A 15,767-nucleotide genomic window follows, 5' to 3' on the forward strand; every position below is an offset into this window, starting at 1 on the left:
CATTACTCTCATAATGCAAGCAGCGGAGGCAGCACATGCCAGTGCAGGACAAGGACTTGGGCCATATCATTGCCATCGAGGGCGGCATCGCCGATATCCGCTTTGCGCATGGCCTGCCGATGATCGCATCGCGGCTCGTCACCCTGAGCGATCCGGAGATCACCATCGAGGTGGCCGCGCTGCCCGCCCATGACATCGCGCGCGGTCTGGTGATGAATCCGACCGGCGATCTGCGGCTGGGGCTTGGCGTTCGGGACACGGGCGCCCCCATCGAAGTGCCGGTGGGAGATGCGGTTCTGGGCCGGATGTTCAACCTCTTCGGTGAAACCATCGACGATGGCGACCCTTTGGACGATGTCGCCCGCAATCCGATCCTGCGCGATCCGGTGCCTCTGTCGGATCGCCGGGTCGAAGGCGATATCTTCGAGACAGGGATCAAGGCGATCGACCTGCTCAGTCCGCTCGAACGCGGCGGCAAGGCGGGGCTCTTCGGCGGGGCGGGCGTGGGCAAGACCGTTCTGATCACCGAGATGATCCACAACATGGTTGCCGAATACCAAGGGGTCTGCCTGTTCTGTGGCATCGGCGAACGCTCGCGCGAGGCGGAGGAGCTTTACCGCGAGATGGGAGAGGCCGGTGTCCTGGATAACACGGTGATGGTGTTCGGTCAGATGAACGAGAGTCCCGGCGTGCGCTTTCGCGTCGGCCACGCCGCCCTGACCATGGCCGAGCATTTCCGCGACGAACAGCGCCGCGATGTGCTGGTGCTGATCGACAACATTTTTCGCTTCGTGCAGGCAGGCTCTGAGGTGTCGGGGCTCCTCGGGCGGATGCCGAGCCGGGTAGGATATCAGCCGACGCTTGGCACCGAACTGGCAGAGCTTGAAGAGCGGATTTGTTCGACCGACCGTGCCGCCATGACATCCATACAGGCGGTTTATGTGCCCGCCGATGATTTCACCGATCCGGCCGCCACGCATACCTTCTCGCATCTGTCGGCTTCGATCGTTCTGTCGCGCAAAAAGGCCTCCGAAGGACTCTATCCCGCCATCGACCCGCTGCAATCCTTTTCGCGTATGCTCACGCCCAGCACGGTCACCACCGAACATTACCGTGTGGCGCGCGCGGTGCGCAACACGCTGGCAGAATACGAGGAGCTGAAGGACATCATCGCGATGCTCGGGCTGGAGGAACTGTCGGAAAAGGATCGCGCCACCGTGCGGCAGGCGCGCCAGCTTGAGCGGTTCCTGACCCAGCCCTTCTTCACCACCGAGGCGATGACCGGCACCAAGGGTGTTCTTGTCGCACTGGAAGACACGGTCAAGAGCTGTGCGCGCATTCTCGACGGTGAGTTCGGTGAGCGAGACGAGGGCGATTTCTACATGATCGGCACGGTGGACGACCTGGCGGACAAAGGGGATTCGGATGGAGCTTAGGATCATCACCCCGGAGCGGGTCACCCGGCATGATCATGTGCATCGGATCGTGGCCGAGGCCTCCGACGGCGTCTTTGGTATTCTGCCGCGGCATATGGACCATGTCACGCAACTGGTGGCCGGGGTTCTGGTGTTCGAGACCAAGAATGGCGTGGAACAGTTCGTGGGGGTGAATGCCGGAACATTGGTAAAAGCCGGACCGACGGTGATGGTGGCCGTGCGCGACGTGATCATGAGCGACGACCTCGGACATCTGCGAGAGCGCGTCGCGGCCGAATTCCGCCGCCACACCGAACAGGAGCGCGAGGCGCGTTCGGCACTGGCGCGGCTCGAGGCGCACATGATCCGCCGGTTCCGCGAATTGCAGGGGGTGCATCAGTGACGCGCGATCCCGAGGACGAGTCCGAGACCATTACCCGCAAGGCGGCCCGCATGCAGGAGGCCCGAAAGCGCCGCAAGGAAAGTGCATGGCGCGGGCTGGGTATGTTCGGCCTTGTCGGATGGGCCGTGGCCGTGCCGATCATCGCCGGAATCGCCCTGGGCCGCTGGATCGACGCACGCTGGCCGGGCGAGACCTCATGGACATTGGCGCTGCTTCTGGCGGGGGCCTTTCTCGGCGCGCTGAACGCGTGGTTCTGGGTGCAACGGGAGGGGCGTGATGATTGACACCGGCGAGCCACATGCCGCAATCCTGTTGCTCATGGGGCTTGTAAGCCTGCTGGCAGTGCCGATGCGCGCGGTGTTTACCCGCGTCTCGATGCCGAGTATGATCGGCTTCATCCTGCTTGGTGTGGCCTTGTCGCTTGGCTCCACCATGACCGGGTTCGCGGAAGGCACGTTGAACGAGCAGGTGCCGTTCCTGGCAAAGATCGGCATCGTTGTGCTGTTGTTTCGGATCGGGCTGGAGAGCGATCTGGGCAAATTGCGCCGGCAACTCGGACGCGCGGCGCTGATCTGGCTGCCAAACATGGTGCTCGGGGGGACCGCCGCATTTGCACTCGTGGTGTTGTGGCCGGGGCTGGGGCTGATCCCCGCCCTCTTTACGGGGATTGCCGCGAGCGCGACGAGTATCGGCATCTCTGCCGGGATCTGGGAGGCTACAGGCGCACTCGACAGCGACACCGGTGCCCTGCTGCTGGACGCGGCAGAGCTGGACGATGTCTCGGCCGTGGTGCTGCTCAGCGTGTTGTTCGCCGTGGGCCCCCTGCTGAAACAGCCCGAAGGGGCCGCGATCCTTGTGCCGGCACTCAAAGCGGGGGCGATACAGCTACTGCTGGCGGCACTGTTCAGCATCGCCTGTTACCTGTTCTCCCGTTGGCTGGAAAAACCGCTTTCCGACGGCTTCGCTGAATTGTCGCCAACATACGGGCCGATTGTCCTTGCGACCGGTGCGGCCTTCGTGATCGCGTCCATGGCCGAATTCATGGGCCTCTCGATAGCCATTGGCGCGCTCTTTGCGGGACTGGCTTTCAGCCGCGATCCGGCGGAGCGGAATATCGACGAGGCGTTCGGCGTTCTGCTGACGGTGTTCGGGCCATTCTTTTTTGTGGCCATAGGGCTTTCGGTAGATACAAACTTGGTGAGCGGGGCGGTCGGGCTCGCAGCCGCCCTTGCCGGTATGGCCGTGGTTGGCAAGCTCTTGGGCGCAGGTTTTCCTGCGGCCGTCATGCTCGGCTGGCGGCAGGGCGCACTGATTGGGTTCAGCATGGTGCCGCGTGCAGAGATTTTTCTGCTGGTCATGCTCTTCGGTTTGACGCTCGGTGCCTGGGCCGTACCGCAAGCCCTCTACAATGCTGCTGTGCTGGCTAGCATCGTCACCTGCATCATCGGTCCGGTCATTGTCGGGGTGATGCTTCGCCCGACAGAAGGAAACGCGATATGACGGAGAGCCTCGCAATATTGGCCGGAGGCGTATTCGGCTTGCTTTACATGGGCGTGTTATGGGCCGCGGTGCGCATCCTGACATCGGGGCAAAGCGTGTGGCTCTTCGCGGCCATGGGGTTGCTCCGGGCGGGTTTGCTTGTGGGCGCGCTCTGGCTGGTCCTGCGGAGCGGCGCAACAGCCTCGAACCTCGTGTTTGGCGTGCTGGGGTTCATTGCCGTCCGGCTGCTCGCCACGCGTTTTGTGAAACCTGCACATCCGGAGCGCGCATCATGGAAATAAGTCCCGACGTCTGGGTTCTCTACGAATGGCGGGGGCTGCGTCTCAATGCCACCATCGTGTTCACATGGGGCGTCATGGCGCTGCTGGTGGTTTTGTCATGGATCATCACCACGCGGCTGAGCGAGGGCGAAACCGTGTCGCGCTGGCAGGTCATGCTGGAGGTGGTGGTCACCACGATCCGCGACCAGATCGACGAGGTCGGCGCGTCCGACCCTGAACGGTACCTGCCATTCATAGGCACGCTCTTCCTGTTCATCGCGACCGCCAACCTGCTCACCATCCTGCCCGGCTACCAGCCACCGACCGGGTCGCTCTCGACCACCGCGGCGCTGGCGATATGCGTGCTTATCGCGGTGCCGCTATTCTCGATCACCCGGCGCGGGCTGCGCGCCTATCTGAAATCCTATCTTCGGCCAAGCCCGTTCATGCTGCCCTTCAATCTCATCAGCGAGCTGTCGCGCACGATTGCGCTGGCGGTCCGGCTGTATGGAAATGTGATGAGCGGCACGGTGATCGTCGGTATCCTGATCAGCGTGGCACCCTTCTTTTTCCCGGTCCTCATGCAATTACTGGGTCTGCTTACCGGCCTGATTCAGGCCTATATCTTTGCCATTCTGGCGATGGTCTATATCGCGTCCGCAAGCCGCGCCCAACACAAGAACGATCCCGCCCCTGATGCCGAACACTCCCGAACATCGCGAAAAGGAGACTGACCATGGACCCCGCGACAATCATTGCCATGATCTCGATCATCACGGCGGGTCTGACCATCGCCATCGGCTCGATCGGGCCGGCATTGGCCGAGGGGCGTGCGGCAGCGCAGGCCCTGCAGGCGTTGGCGCAACAACCCGATGCTTCGAATACCATCACTCGCACGCTGTTCGTCAGTCTCGCGATGATCGAATCTACGGCCATCTACTGCTTCGTCGTCTCGATGATCCTGCTCTTCGCGAACCCGTTCGTCGATCTGACGGCCCTGGGTGGTGGAGGCTGATCCATGCAGATCGACTGGCTGACCGTTGCCGCCCAGATTGTCAATTTTCTTGTTCTTATTTGGCTGCTGCAACGGTTTCTTTACCGCCCGATCACCGATGCCATGGCCCGACGCGAGGCCCGGATCGAAGAGCGGCTTTCTGATGCAATGTCCCGCCGAAAGGAAGCCGAGGATGAGGCCGAAGACCTGCGCAAGAAGCGTGAGGAGCTTGAGAAATCAAAGCAGGAGATGCTTGAGGAGGCGCGCGAGGAGGCCGACGAGCTCAGGCAGCGGCTGGAGCAGGACATCCGCGACGAGGTCGAGCAAAAACGCGAGACCTGGCACGAGATGCTCAAGGATGAACGCGCCGATTTTGTCCGGGAGTTGCAGCGCCAGGCCGGGCACAAGCTGCTGAATATCTCGGGTCGGCTGGTGGCCGAGTTCACATCGGGTAAGTTGGACGACCGGATTGCGCAGAGCTTCATCGCAAATCTGAAGGATCTGGACACAAACACACGCAAGAAGATGGCCGCCGCCGCCGACAGCGCGGACGGCCCTGCGCTGGTGGAAACCGCGGCTGCGCTGGAAACGGCTGACCGCGGAAAAGTCACCCGTGCGATCCACGAAGAGTTCGAGACCGACATCGAGGTGGATTACCGGGTGGATGACGAGGTGCTGCTCGGTGTGCGCCTGACCATCGGCGAACAGACCGTCGAATGGTCGGCCGCCCGGCATCTCAATCGGTTGAACCGCGAACTTGACGCGCTTCTGGACTCTGCCAGAACGGTCAGGCGCAGAAAGACCGCGGATTAGATATGGGTGGCGTGAAAATGCTCGAAACCCTGCGCGACACGCTGTTCGATCCACTCGACAGGGCGCTCGAAAACATCACCCCTCGCCTTGAGGTGACCGAGGTCGCGCATGTCGTTTCGGTCGGGAACGGCGTGGCGCAGGTGGCGGGCTTTACTGATCTGCACGCCGACGAGCTGGTGGAGTTCGAAGGCGGGCTGATGGGGATCGCGTCGAACCTGCGCGAGGATCGTGTTGGCGTGATCGTTCTGGGCAATACCGGTCATCTGCGTCCTGGCGACAGGCTGCATCGCACTGAACGGGTGGTGGATGTGCCGGTGGGCGAAGGACTGCTGGGCCGGGTGCTCGACCCGCTCGGGCGGCCACTCGACGACGCCGGCGCCGTCGAGGCCGAAGCACGGATGCCTGTCGAACGGATCGCTCCACCGATCATGCACCGTGCTCCCGTGAACGTGCCGCTACAGAGTGGGATCAAGGCAGTCGATGCCGCCATCCCCATCGGGCGCGGACAGCGCGAGCTGATCCTGGGGGACCGCCAGACCGGCAAGACCGCCATAGCCGTCGATGCCATCCTAAACCAGACAGACACCGGCGTGATCTCGATCTACTGCGCCATAGGGCAACGCGCCTCGGCGGTGGCACGCGTCCTGCGCAGCCTGCGCGATCACGGCGCGATGGAGCGCACTATCGTCGTCGTGGCCAGCAGTCAGGACGCACCAGGCCTGCAGTTTGTGGCCCCCTATGCCGCCACTACCATGGCCGAGCAGTTCATGGCCCAGGGGCGTGATGTGCTGATCGTGTATGACGATCTCACGCGCCATGCGCGGGCCTATCGTCAACTGTCGCTGCTACTGCGGCGTCCACCCGGGCGCGAAGCCTATCCCGGCGACATCTTCTACATCCATTCGCGGCTGCTGGAACGCGCCACCCACCTGCGCGAGGAACATGGCGGCGGCTCGCTGACCGCCCTGCCCGTGATCGAGACGCAGGCGCAGAACATCTCGGCCTATATCCCCACGAACCTGATCTCGATCACCGACGGGCAGATCTACCTGTCGCCGGATCTGTTCGAGAAGGGCCAGCTACCGGCGGTGGATATCGGTTCCTCGGTCAGCCGCGTCGGAGGCAAGGTGCAGCTTCCCGCGTTCCGGGCGGTCGCGGGAAATTTGCGGCTGATGTATTCGCAATTCGAGGAGCTGGAGGCCTTTGCGCGCTTTGGCACCCAGATGGATGACGAGACGCGTGCAAAGCTGACGCGCGGCCTGCGGGTCCGTGAGGTTCTCAAACAGCGCGAACAGCATCACCTTGCAGTTCCTGAACAGATCGCGGCGCTGCTGGCCGCGACCGAGGGCCTGTTCGACGATATCGAACCACAGGATGTGGCCGGGGCCGAAGAGCGCGTGCAGCACGCGGCGCGTGACCGCTGCCCCGACATCTGCGCGGCGATCGAAGCTGGTGAGAAGCTGACCGAAGACCATCGCGGAGCGCTGATCGAGGCGATGCGCGCGGCACTGGACCACGCGGATGAGGATGACGTTGATGCAGACGCTTGAATCCCTCTCCGATGCTCTGGACACCGCCGGGGACATACACTCGATCGTGCGTACGATGAAGGCCCTGTCAGCCGCCAGCATCCGGCAATTCGAGCAGGCCGAGGAGGCGTTGGGCGATTACGCGCGCACGGTTGATCTGGGCATGACGGCGCTGCTGCATGACCGCCGCGCCCGCGGCCTGCCATTGCCCCGGACCGGCGCGGATGGATCATCGCGCACGGCGCTTATCGTCATCGGTTCCGAGCGGGGGCTCTGCGGGCGCTATAACGAGACCGTCGCGCGCCATGCCCTTGACAGGATCGACGGGCGCGACACGCTGCTGGCCGTGATCGGCCTGCGCGCAGCGGCCCGGCTGGAATCGGCTGGCCACAGCGTCGACAAGCTCTTCACCCTGCCCGGATCGGTGGCCGGTCTGTCCGATCTGGTGCAGTCCGTGATCGTTCAGAGTGACCGTTGGCAGCGCGAGGACGGTATCGTCCGCATCCGGGTGGTCCATAACCGCCGCGAGGGCCGCACGCTGGCAAAGCCGGTCGAGCGGCAGTTGCTCCCGCTGCCGGACAGCTATATGAAATCGCTGCTCGATAAGCCGTGGCCCGGACCGGGGCTGCCCTTCTTTCGCATGTCCCCGCCCGCACTCTTGTCCTGGCTGGTGCAGCAACGGCTCTTTGTCAGTCTCTACCGTGCTCTGGCAGAGGCCCTCGCCAGCGAGCACGCAACGCGGCTGGCGGCGATGCAAGGCGCCGAGCGCAATATCGAAGAGCGACGCGCGGACCTGATGCAGATCTATCGCGTCAAGCGGCAGGAGACGATAACGCGCGAGCTGATGGATGTCGTCTCGGGGTTCGAGGCCGTGAACACCGTCGAGGAATGAGAGCCTGCCGCTCGATCAGGTGCGATGTCCGGGATCGCGCAGGTCCGACATAAAAGCCGCGATCCTACCGTCCAGTGCGCCGCCAACGATCTCGTCTGCGTTGACCGCAAGAGCGGCCACGGGCGGTGTCCCAACCGGCGCTTCATTCGCGCCCGCGTCCCTGTGCCTGTCGATACATATTCGGCCAAGGCGAATGGCTGAGCATTTATCTGAACGTCATGACCTTGGATACCCACAAGACGTACGATTGATGTCAATCACCAGGCCGTGTGGGATCACTCAAGCAAACGATCATGCGCAGAGTGATGCCTGTCGGTCCGAAGTTCCGGGGCCGGTTCTATTTCCGGCACGGCCAAATCAACATCCCTGCGGCTGACCGTTCCCGCCACGCGGATCGCGATATTGTCGTCTTGTCGGCTATGCTCGATCTCGATCATAAGCTCTCTTCCTCAATCTCGCTCAATGGCAGAGGCCAACGCGATCTCGGCGACACCGAGAAAGATCAGGTCGATGCCGACCAACAGCCCGACGGCCCACAGCGCGGTGCCGGGCAAACCAAACAGCAGGAGAAACCCCAGCAGCACCGATAACGCACCCGAAAACCCGATCCAGCCCCAGCCCGGAAACGGCCGCAGACCGAAGCCCGCGATGAGCTTGAACGCGCCGCCAAGCAGAAGGAAGACGCCCAGAACGATTGTCAGCGTCACTATCCCCTGCAACGGCCATGCCAACAGGATAACTCCTGCCACCAAGGCCGCGAGACCAAAAAGCGCATTCCAGGTCAGGCTTCCGTTGTGCCGCATCGCGAAAGCCCTAACCAGTTCCAAGACCCCCGAGACAACGAGGATCGCGCCGATCACAAGCTCTGCGGCGAGGGTCGCGGCAAAGGGAAAGAGTACTGCAAACCCGCCCATGACAATCGAGACGACACCAGCGATCCAAAGCCATGCCTTGAGTCCGCGCGGCGCGGTTTCATGTATCATTTCCTGATCTGTCATCTGCGTTCCTTCCTGCTTGCCGAACCTTTGTGCTTGTCCGCAAGGGATCAGTTTTTGTCATCATTATTATCGGAGGCGTCAAAGACCGCGTTCCATGCGCCCTTCACTTCGGACCAGGCATTCGCCACCCCGTCCTGAAGCTCGTCCCAAGCCGACTCGCTCCCCTCTTGCATGGTACCGAACGCCTCGCTTAGCTCATTCCTGCGGTCGCGCAGCGCTTCCAGCGTCTCGCGGGTCTGCTCTTGCGTAGTTTCCGACATCTCGGCCCAGTTCTCGCGCGCCCGCTGTTCGAGCTGAGCAATCTCGGCATCGACCTGCGAAAGCGTCTTGCGCATCGCCTTCACTGCCTCATCACGCTGGTTCTCCGAATAGGTGCGAATCGTCTCGAACGCCTCGTCGAATTCGGCCTGCACTTCCTCGGCGGTCACACGCTCGGTTTCCTGGTTCTCTTGCGAAGCCTCCTGCGCCGCAAGCGGCAGCGCGAGGACCAGGGCAAGCGCGAGCATGCTCCCGGTCAGTATGCGGGTGATTGGCATCATCGCAGTGGTCATCTGAGTGGATCCTTTGCACTTTTCCGGTTGAAGCTTGGATGGTTCCGGCGCTGATCGGATGATCGCCCTAGCGCGCCGTGTAGCCGCCATCGATCACGAGTTCCGACCCGGTCACGAACTTCGCGTCCTCCGAGGCGAGGTAGGCGATCCCCGCAGCGATGTCCTCGGGCTCGCCCACATGGCCGATAGGGTGTAGATCGTCGAGCCCCTTGCGGAAGGCTTCGACCCCCTCCTCAGAGCTTTTTGCCAGTTCCTCGACAAGCGGTGTCCATATGAACCCGGGATGGACCGAGTTCACGCGAATGCCTTCCGTGGCATACAGCAGCGCGTCGGTCTTTGTCATCAGCCGGACGGCACCCTTGGAGGCGTGGTAAGGTGGCAGATCCGGCGCTCCGACAAGACCGTAGATCGACGACAGGTTCACGATGCTGCCGCCTCCCGCCTTCTTCAGGTGGGGGATAGCTGCCTTGGTGCAGTAAAATACGCCGTTCACGTTGATATCGATCACCTTGCGCCACTCTTCCTCACTGATCTCGTGGGTCGGCGTGTTGACCCCGGAAATACCGGCGTTGTTCACCACGACGTCGATCTGGCCGAACCGCTCGGCGACCGCATCAAAGACCTTGCGCACCGCATCGGCATCGGCCACGTCGAGAGCCCACGATGCGGCGGTGCCGCCCTCTGCCGTGATGTCCTCGCAGACCGACTTGGCATTGCCGTCGTCGATGTCGGTGACGGCGACATGCGCGCCCTCTTTGGCCAGCCGCAGGCAGGTCGCTTTGCCGATGCCACTTCCAGCACCGGTGACGATGCAGATCTTCCCGTCGAGACGTTTCATGGACTGATCCTTTCAGTTTAGCGGATGTGAGTTGAGGGGCGCTGGTGTCGCGGCGAGCCATCGACGACCAAGCACATCCCCATAAGAGCGATTGGGCATATGCCCAAGGCACAGGGCATTGAGCGTCGCGAGCGCGCTGTCGAGATCGGGATCCTCGATGGCGAGGGTCAGCCGACTCCGGCCAGCCACACTGACACGGCATATCTCGGCGCGGCTGCTACCCTTGCGGAACAGCAGCCGCGACTTGCGGACCGCCATCGGCAAGATCGCCGGGGCCATATCGCCAAGCCGCGCCACAAAATGAGCTGGAGATAGCCCGGCATCAGGCATCAGGCTCGACAGACCCAACTCCTTTTCAAAGGTCCGCAGCGCCGTCCGGGGGAGCGGAAACAGCGGATAGGCATGATGGGTCCAATGCTGGAGCGGGCCACGATCATGGTCCCGGCTTTTTACTTCGAGCCGCTTGCCGTCGCGCAGTTTCACCAATCGCAAAGTGCTGTGCTCCGTCGCCAGATAGAGGTCTGTTCGCCGTTCTGCACCCACAAGCGGCCAGTAACGCTGCAGCAGCGAGGCCGCCTTCGGCGTATCATGCGGCCAGACGCGGAATTCATACCGTCCCGTCGCAGTTTCCTGCCCCGCCGGCTCCGATTGCGGTTGTGCATGGGTCTCGTCGCTGAGAATCACGAAATTTCTCGTAACCATGATGTCATAACCTCCATCGCGACCCTTCGGCACCGATTGCCACTGGGCATGACCCCGGTCGAAAGCCGGGCGCGATATCTTCGCCTCGCGCAGACGCATGACATTGTCCGAGCACGGGCCGACAATCGACTTTTGGGCAAACCGGCAACAAATCCATTCCAATTATGAAACTAACGTTACCCGCTTGCGCCAACATTAACGCGGGTTAATGGGACTACGCTGGCATCGGCCTAGTGTTCCCGGCGAATCCTGCGGCGGCTTGGTTCTGCTTTGATGTCCATCATGCCGGGGTTCGTGAAAATTGCGTGTGTGCAGCCCCGACCGGGGGAAGAGGGTCCAAGACCATTCGGTCAGGTCTGCCTCACCTCTTGGAGGCTTCTTGAAAGCCCTGAGTGAACATCCGAGACCGAAGGGCAGCGCACCATGAAAATTTCCGACATTGTTCTTTGCCATCCGGTTCGCACACCGATCGGAAAGTTTGGCGGCAGTCTCAAGGACATCACCGCACCTGACCTCGGCGCACGGATCATCCGAGACGTGCTGCGGCGCAGCGACGTGGCGCCGGACAAGGTATCTTCGGTAGTATTCGGGAATGTGATTCAGGCAGGTACAGGCATGAATCCGGCGCGGCAGGCCATGCTGAACGGGGGTCTTCCCGAAAGCGTACCGGCGATGACCGTCAACCGCGTCTGTGGTTCGGGGGCCGAGGCAATAGCCGCAGCCGCCCGCCTCGTGCTGCTAGGCGAGGCGGATTGCGTCGTAGCGGGTGGCATGGAGAACATGGATCAAGCACCACATCTGCTGGACCGGGCTCGATGGGGCTACCGGATGGGACCGGGCACGATCGACGATGCGATGCTGCGCGACGGGCTGAACGACGCCTTTTCCGGCAAACATTCCGGCTGGCACACCGAAGACCTCGTCTCGGAGCGCAAAATCCCCCGCGAAACGCAGGATGCCTGGGCGGCGCGGTCGCATCAGCGATTTTCCAAGGCGCAAGAGGCGGGCCATTTCGCCGCTGAAATCCTGCCCATCGAGATCAAGTCGAAATCGGGCGGGCCGGAACTCAAGGCCGACGAGTCGAACCGCCCGGATGCCACCGCCGAGGGGCTCGCAAAGCTGCGTCCTGCGTTCCGCGAGGACGGCACGATCACCGCAGGCAATGCGCCGGGGCTTAACTCTGGCGCGGCGGCGATGATTGTCACGACTGCGCGCTTTGCCGCCGAACATGGGCTCGACGTTGCCGCGCGGCTGGTGGCCAGCGGCGTGGGGGCGGTCGCGCCGGGGATGTTCGGCCTTGGACCGGTGCCCGCGGTTCATCAGGCGCTCGATCGCGCCGGGTGGTCGGCAGGCGATGTGGAACGCGCCGAGATCAACGAGGCGTTTGCGGCCATCGCCATTGCGTTAACCGACGAGTTGGACCTGCCCGAGGACATCGTCAATGTCGAAGGCGGTGTCATAGCGCACGGCCACCCGATCGGGGCGACCGGGGCAGTGCTGACCACCCGGCTGCTGCACTCCATGGCGCGCGACGACATCCGGCGCGGATTGGTAACGCTTTGTATCGGCGGCGGTCAGGGCATCGCCTTGCTGCTGGAACGCGCGGACTGATCCGTCCGCATCGCAATGGACCACTACGGAAAGGACAATACCAATGACCGACCGGAACCGATCCGCTCTTGTAACGGGCGGCGTTCAGGGCCTTGGCGCGGCGGCGGCAAAAGCCCTTGCCGACGCCGGCGTGACCGTGGCCGCAACCCATCTTGGCGCAGGTGACCGGGCCAAGGCCTTTGCGGATGAGAGCGGCATTCCGGTCTTCGAATGGGATGTGAGCGATTACGACGCCTGCGCACAGGGTTTGAAAGACGTGGAAGAGGCAATTGGGCCGCTCGACATCCTGGTCAACAATGCCGGGGTCAACAGGGACGTCATGTTCCACAAGATGGACCGGGATGACTGGAATGCGGTTATCGGCGTTGATCTCGGCTCGATGTTCAATGTCACGCGGCAGGTCATCGGCGGCATGCGCGAGCGCGGCTTCGGGCGCATCATCAACATTTCCTCGGTCAATGCCGCACGCGGTCAGATGGGCCAGACCAATTATTGTGCGGCCAAAGCCGGTGTCGAGGGCTTCACCCGCGCCCTGGCCCGCGAATCCGCAGCCAAGGGCATCACCGTCAACGCGATCGCGCCAGGATATGCCGACACGGCGATGGTCGAGGCGGTGCCGGATGAAATGATCGAAAAAATCCTCGACATGGTGCCAATGTCGCGACTGGCCGAACCCGACGAGATCGGACGTTGCGTGCGTTTTCTCGCCGCAGACGACGCGGCCTTCATCACCGGGGCGACCTTGCCCGTGAATGGCGGCATGCGCATGGGCTAGCCACATCCTGATGCCACAGGTTTTCCAGAAATATGAGAGGTTTCTATGCCCGACACCCGGACGCAGACCCGACGCAAGACCAAAGAACACCGCAAGAGCGCAGACAGCGCTGAAGCAGAATCGCAGGCGACACCGGATGAGCAAGCCGAAGCGCGGGGCGAACTCGCGCCAGAGCCGCCTGAAATTGTCCATCATTCACCCTTCGAGCTGCCGGATCGCTACAGCACCAAAAGCCTTGACCGCGCGGCCAATGCGCATCTTGCGCGCTTCACTCTGGGGGTGACGCCTTACGGGATGGCGTCCACGTTCTTTACCTGGGGCGTTCACCTGATGGGCGCGCCCGGCAAGCAGGTGCAACTCGCCGAGAAAGCCGCTCGCAAGGCGATGCGCTTCGGCGTCTACATGAATCAGCTCGCCCGCGACCCGAATACACCGGGCTGCATCGAACCGCTGCCGCATGACCACCGGTTCGATCACGAGAGCTGGCAGCGCTGGCCCTACAACCTCATCCACCAGAGCTTTCTGTTGACCCAGCAATGGTGGTACAATGCGGCCTGCGACATCGACGGCGTGACCGAGCGCGAGGAACATGTCGTCTCCTTCGTGACGCGCCAGATGCTCGACATGGTCTCGCCCTCGAACTTCATCCCCACCAATCCCAAGGTTGCGAGCGCAACCCTCGATGAGGGCGGCGGCAACCTGATGCGCGGGATGCAGAACTTTCTGGAGGATTGGGAACGCGCCGTGTCGGGAAAACCGTCCGTTGGTGCGGAGGAGTTCGTGCCCGGCCGCGATGTGGCAACGACCCCGGGCAAGGTGGTGTTCCGCAATCACTTGCTGGAACTGATCCAGTACGCACCGCAGACCGACAAGGTTAAGGCCGAGCCCATCCTGATCGTGCCGGCCTGGATCATGAAATACTACATCCTTGATCTCAGCCCACACAACTCGCTGGTCGGGCACCTGGTCGAACAGGGCTACACGGTTTTCATGGTGTCCTGGCGCAACCCCACGGCAGAAGATCGCGACATGGGGATGGCCGACTATTTCGATGCGATCGAGGAGGCCTTCGGCGCGGTCGGGGCGATCGTGCCCGAGCAGAAGGTGCATGCCATGGGCTACTGCCTGGGCGGCACGCTGATAGCAGCCAAGGCCGCACAGATGGCCCGCGACGGACAGGACAGACTGGCCTCGCTCAGCCTGTTGGCCACGCAGGTCGATTTCACCGAACCGGGCGAGTTGCAGCTCTTCATCAGCGAAAGCGAGGTCACCTTTCTGGAAAATATGATGTGGGATCAGGGGTATCTGGATACCAAGCAGATGGCGGGTGCGTTTCAATTGCTGCGCTCGGCCGATCTGATCTGGTCGCGCTACACCCACGACTATCTGATGGGAAAACGCCAGGACATGTTCGACCTCATGGCATGGAACGATGACGCGACGCGCCTGCCCTATCGCATGCACAGCGAATATCTCCGCAAGCTCTATCTGGGGAACGAACTGGCACAGGGGCAATATCACATCGGCGACAAGCCGGTGACGCTGGATGCGATCAAGGTGCCGCTCTTCTGCGTCTCGACCACCTCGGATCACATCGCGCCGTGGCAGTCTGTCTACAAGCTGCACCTTCTGACAGAGCCATCGCTCACCTTCGTGCTGACCAGTGGCGGCCACAATGCCGGGATCGTCAGCGAGCCGGGGCACAAGGGGCGAGCGTTTCACATCCACACCACCGAAAAGGACGATCCTTACATCCCGCCGGAGACGTGGGAAACCGTGGCAGAGCCGCGTGAGGGGTCGTGGTGGCCGGCACTTGTCGACTGGCTGAACGAACGATCGAGCGGTGAGACGGCACCGCCGAAGCTGGGTGCCGGAAATGGGACATATCAGCCGCTCGAGGATGCCCCGGGCACTTATGTGTTCCAGACATGAGCCCGCTCGACACCATCACCAACCGACCTTTCGACAGTCTGGAGCCGGGTGACGGGGCAAAGATCGAACACCGGGTCTCGATCGGCGACATGCGCCGATCCGCGACCCAAGCCGCCGACACAACGGACCACGGCATCGACCGTGTGCTGGTCTCAGAACCGGACTTCCGCGCCGCGCTGGCGCAGGGCGGGATTGCCGTGACCCCGCTCATCACGCTGATGATTGCCCGGATCCCGGGCCGGGGCACTCTGCTCGACGCCCTGTCGCTCGATTTCCCCGGGGTGCTCAAGCAGGGCGACATGGCAGTTGCCGAGGTGGGCATCGCCTTGCTCGATACCGCATCGCGCAAGGTGCAGCTTGACTGCCGGTGTCGCCGCGAGGACGGGACGGTCATGCTGACGGCCCGATCCGGAGTCAGGCAACATCTTGGCCAAGAGCCTCAACTATCCGGCCCGGGCCGATGCGGCGGCGATCGCGCTCGGGGCCCGTGTGCCGATCGCGCTGATCAGCCGGGGCGACAGCGCGCGTGAACGTCGCGCATCGGCAGCAATCAC

Annotated in this window: 19 protein-coding genes; 14 read left to right on the top strand and 5 right to left on the bottom strand. The window is 62.7% G+C overall.

Annotated features, from left to right (window positions below; genetic code table 11):
* The first annotated feature begins 35 nt into the window (after positions 1–35).
* From atpD to N5A93_RS12555, 10 genes are read left to right on the top strand one after another with little or no spacing between them, the layout of a single operon-like run.
* Complete coding sequence (gene atpD, locus N5A93_RS12510; protein ID WP_268955446.1) at positions 36–1,436, top strand: F0F1 ATP synthase subunit beta; 1,401 nt, start codon at positions 36–38, stop codon at positions 1,434–1,436.
* A complete protein-coding gene (locus N5A93_RS12515) occupies positions 1,426–1,818 on the top strand; it encodes a F0F1 ATP synthase subunit epsilon (protein ID WP_268955447.1) in 393 nt (130 codons plus the stop codon). The genes atpD and N5A93_RS12515 overlap by 11 nt, the downstream gene beginning before the upstream one ends.
* A complete protein-coding gene (locus N5A93_RS12520) occupies positions 1,815–2,102 on the top strand; it encodes an AtpZ/AtpI family protein (RefSeq protein WP_268955448.1) in 288 nt (95 codons plus the stop codon). Before N5A93_RS12515 ends, N5A93_RS12520 begins: the two co-directional genes overlap by 4 nt.
* Positions 2,095–3,318 (top strand): cation:proton antiporter, encoded by a 1,224-nt coding sequence (locus tag N5A93_RS12525; RefSeq protein ID WP_268955449.1) that lies wholly within the window; start codon positions 2,095–2,097, stop codon positions 3,316–3,318. The genes N5A93_RS12520 and N5A93_RS12525 overlap by 8 nt, the downstream gene beginning before the upstream one ends.
* A complete protein-coding gene (locus tag N5A93_RS12530; RefSeq protein WP_268955450.1) occupies positions 3,315–3,599 on the top strand; it encodes an ATP synthase subunit I in 285 nt (94 codons plus the stop codon). The genes N5A93_RS12525 and N5A93_RS12530 overlap by 4 nt, the downstream gene beginning before the upstream one ends.
* Complete coding sequence (locus tag N5A93_RS12535) at positions 3,590–4,312, top strand: F0F1 ATP synthase subunit A (protein WP_268955451.1); 723 nt, start codon at positions 3,590–3,592, stop codon at positions 4,310–4,312. Before N5A93_RS12530 ends, N5A93_RS12535 begins: the two co-directional genes overlap by 10 nt.
* A 2-nt stretch (positions 4,313–4,314) precedes the next feature.
* Positions 4,315–4,593 carry a F0F1 ATP synthase subunit C gene (locus tag N5A93_RS12540; RefSeq protein WP_268955452.1) on the top strand — a complete coding sequence of 93 codons (279 nt, stop codon included), beginning with the start codon at positions 4,315–4,317 and terminating at the stop codon, positions 4,591–4,593.
* Between the two features lie 3 nt (positions 4,594–4,596).
* Positions 4,597–5,385, top strand: coding sequence for a F0F1 ATP synthase subunit delta (locus tag N5A93_RS12545; protein WP_268955453.1), 789 nt, complete (start codon positions 4,597–4,599; stop codon positions 5,383–5,385).
* Between the two features lie 17 nt (positions 5,386–5,402).
* A complete protein-coding gene (locus N5A93_RS12550) occupies positions 5,403–6,935 on the top strand; it encodes an alternate F1F0 ATPase, F1 subunit alpha (protein ID WP_268955543.1) in 1,533 nt (510 codons plus the stop codon).
* Complete coding sequence (locus tag N5A93_RS12555; RefSeq protein WP_268955454.1) at positions 6,922–7,806, top strand: F0F1 ATP synthase subunit gamma; 885 nt, start codon at positions 6,922–6,924, stop codon at positions 7,804–7,806. The genes N5A93_RS12550 and N5A93_RS12555 overlap by 14 nt, the downstream gene beginning before the upstream one ends.
* A 275-nt stretch (positions 7,807–8,081) precedes the next feature.
* Here the strand turns inward: N5A93_RS12555 and N5A93_RS12560 are convergent, their stop codons facing one another.
* From N5A93_RS12560 to N5A93_RS12580, 5 genes are all read right to left on the bottom strand, one after another.
* The gene (locus N5A93_RS12560; RefSeq protein WP_268955455.1) at positions 8,082–8,243 is read right to left on the bottom strand and encodes a hypothetical protein; all 162 of its coding nucleotides are present in this window, start codon (positions 8,241–8,243) and stop codon (positions 8,082–8,084) included.
* Between the two features lie 12 nt (positions 8,244–8,255).
* Complete coding sequence (locus N5A93_RS12565; protein WP_268955456.1) at positions 8,256–8,804, bottom strand: HdeD family acid-resistance protein; 549 nt, start codon at positions 8,802–8,804, stop codon at positions 8,256–8,258.
* A 47-nt stretch (positions 8,805–8,851) separates the two neighbouring features.
* Entirely contained in the window at positions 8,852–9,355 is a 504-nt protein-coding gene (locus N5A93_RS12570; RefSeq protein WP_268955457.1) for a sll1863 family stress response protein, read from the bottom strand.
* A gap of 67 nt (positions 9,356–9,422) precedes the next feature.
* Positions 9,423–10,193, bottom strand: a complete 771-nt coding sequence (locus N5A93_RS12575) for an SDR family NAD(P)-dependent oxidoreductase (RefSeq protein WP_268955458.1) — start codon at positions 10,191–10,193, stop codon at positions 9,423–9,425.
* 12 nt (positions 10,194–10,205) lie between these two features.
* Complete coding sequence (locus tag N5A93_RS12580) at positions 10,206–10,994, bottom strand: hypothetical protein (RefSeq protein WP_268955459.1); 789 nt, start codon at positions 10,992–10,994, stop codon at positions 10,206–10,208.
* Between the two features lie 324 nt (positions 10,995–11,318).
* Between N5A93_RS12580 and N5A93_RS12585 the strand changes: the two genes are divergently transcribed.
* Genes N5A93_RS12585 through N5A93_RS12600 form a run of 4 tightly spaced genes read left to right on the top strand, consistent with a single transcriptional unit; the run spans position 11,319 to position 15,743 of the window.
* Positions 11,319–12,506, top strand: coding sequence for a thiolase family protein (locus N5A93_RS12585; RefSeq protein WP_268955460.1), 1,188 nt, complete (start codon positions 11,319–11,321; stop codon positions 12,504–12,506).
* Positions 12,507–12,549: 43 nt separating this feature from the next.
* The gene (phbB, locus tag N5A93_RS12590; RefSeq protein WP_268955461.1) at positions 12,550–13,281 is read left to right on the top strand and encodes an acetoacetyl-CoA reductase; all 732 of its coding nucleotides are present in this window, start codon (positions 12,550–12,552) and stop codon (positions 13,279–13,281) included.
* Between the two features lie 45 nt (positions 13,282–13,326).
* Entirely contained in the window at positions 13,327–15,213 is a 1,887-nt protein-coding gene (locus N5A93_RS12595; protein WP_268955462.1) for a PHA/PHB synthase family protein, read from the top strand.
* Entirely contained in the window at positions 15,210–15,743 is a 534-nt protein-coding gene (locus tag N5A93_RS12600) for a hypothetical protein (protein ID WP_268955463.1), read from the top strand. The genes N5A93_RS12595 and N5A93_RS12600 overlap by 4 nt, the downstream gene beginning before the upstream one ends.
* Positions 15,744–15,767 lie beyond the last annotated feature (24 nt).

Source organism: Roseovarius salincola (genome assembly GCF_026891095.1).
Taxonomy (GTDB): Bacteria; Pseudomonadota; Alphaproteobacteria; order Rhodobacterales; family Rhodobacteraceae; genus Roseovarius; species Roseovarius salincola.

Bases quoted from the DNA above. Each gene is read 5' to 3' on its own strand.
- N5A93_RS12550 (WP_268955543.1), top strand. From the start codon at position 5,403: ATGCTCGAAACCCTGCGCGACACGCTGTTCGATCCACTCGACAGGGCG.
- N5A93_RS12555 (WP_268955454.1), top strand. From the start codon at position 6,922: ATGCAGACGCTTGAATCCCTCTCCGATGCTCTGGACACCGCCGGGGAC.
- phbB (WP_268955461.1), top strand. From the start codon at position 12,550: ATGACCGACCGGAACCGATCCGCTCTTGTAACGGGCGGCGTTCAGGGC.
- N5A93_RS12535 (WP_268955451.1), top strand. From the start codon at position 3,590: ATGGAAATAAGTCCCGACGTCTGGGTTCTCTACGAATGGCGGGGGCTG.
- N5A93_RS12525 (WP_268955449.1), top strand. From the start codon at position 2,095: ATGATTGACACCGGCGAGCCACATGCCGCAATCCTGTTGCTCATGGGG.
- N5A93_RS12595 (WP_268955462.1), top strand. From the start codon at position 13,327: ATGCCCGACACCCGGACGCAGACCCGACGCAAGACCAAAGAACACCGC.
- N5A93_RS12515 (WP_268955447.1), top strand. From the start codon at position 1,426: ATGGAGCTTAGGATCATCACCCCGGAGCGGGTCACCCGGCATGATCAT.
- N5A93_RS12570 (WP_268955457.1), bottom strand. From the start codon at position 9,355: ATGACCACTGCGATGATGCCAATCACCCGCATACTGACCGGGAGCATG.
- N5A93_RS12545 (WP_268955453.1), top strand. From the start codon at position 4,597: ATGCAGATCGACTGGCTGACCGTTGCCGCCCAGATTGTCAATTTTCTT.
- N5A93_RS12565 (WP_268955456.1), bottom strand. From the start codon at position 8,804: ATGACAGATCAGGAAATGATACATGAAACCGCGCCGCGCGGACTCAAG.
- atpD (WP_268955446.1), top strand. From the start codon at position 36: ATGCCAGTGCAGGACAAGGACTTGGGCCATATCATTGCCATCGAGGGC.
- N5A93_RS12575 (WP_268955458.1), bottom strand. From the start codon at position 10,193: ATGAAACGTCTCGACGGGAAGATCTGCATCGTCACCGGTGCTGGAAGT.
- N5A93_RS12530 (WP_268955450.1), top strand. From the start codon at position 3,315: ATGACGGAGAGCCTCGCAATATTGGCCGGAGGCGTATTCGGCTTGCTT.
- N5A93_RS12560 (WP_268955455.1), bottom strand. From the start codon at position 8,243: ATGATCGAGATCGAGCATAGCCGACAAGACGACAATATCGCGATCCGC.
- N5A93_RS12580 (WP_268955459.1), bottom strand. From the start codon at position 10,994: ATGCGTCTGCGCGAGGCGAAGATATCGCGCCCGGCTTTCGACCGGGGT.
- N5A93_RS12585 (WP_268955460.1), top strand. From the start codon at position 11,319: ATGAAAATTTCCGACATTGTTCTTTGCCATCCGGTTCGCACACCGATC.
- N5A93_RS12540 (WP_268955452.1), top strand. From the start codon at position 4,315: ATGGACCCCGCGACAATCATTGCCATGATCTCGATCATCACGGCGGGT.
- N5A93_RS12600 (WP_268955463.1), top strand. From the start codon at position 15,210: ATGAGCCCGCTCGACACCATCACCAACCGACCTTTCGACAGTCTGGAG.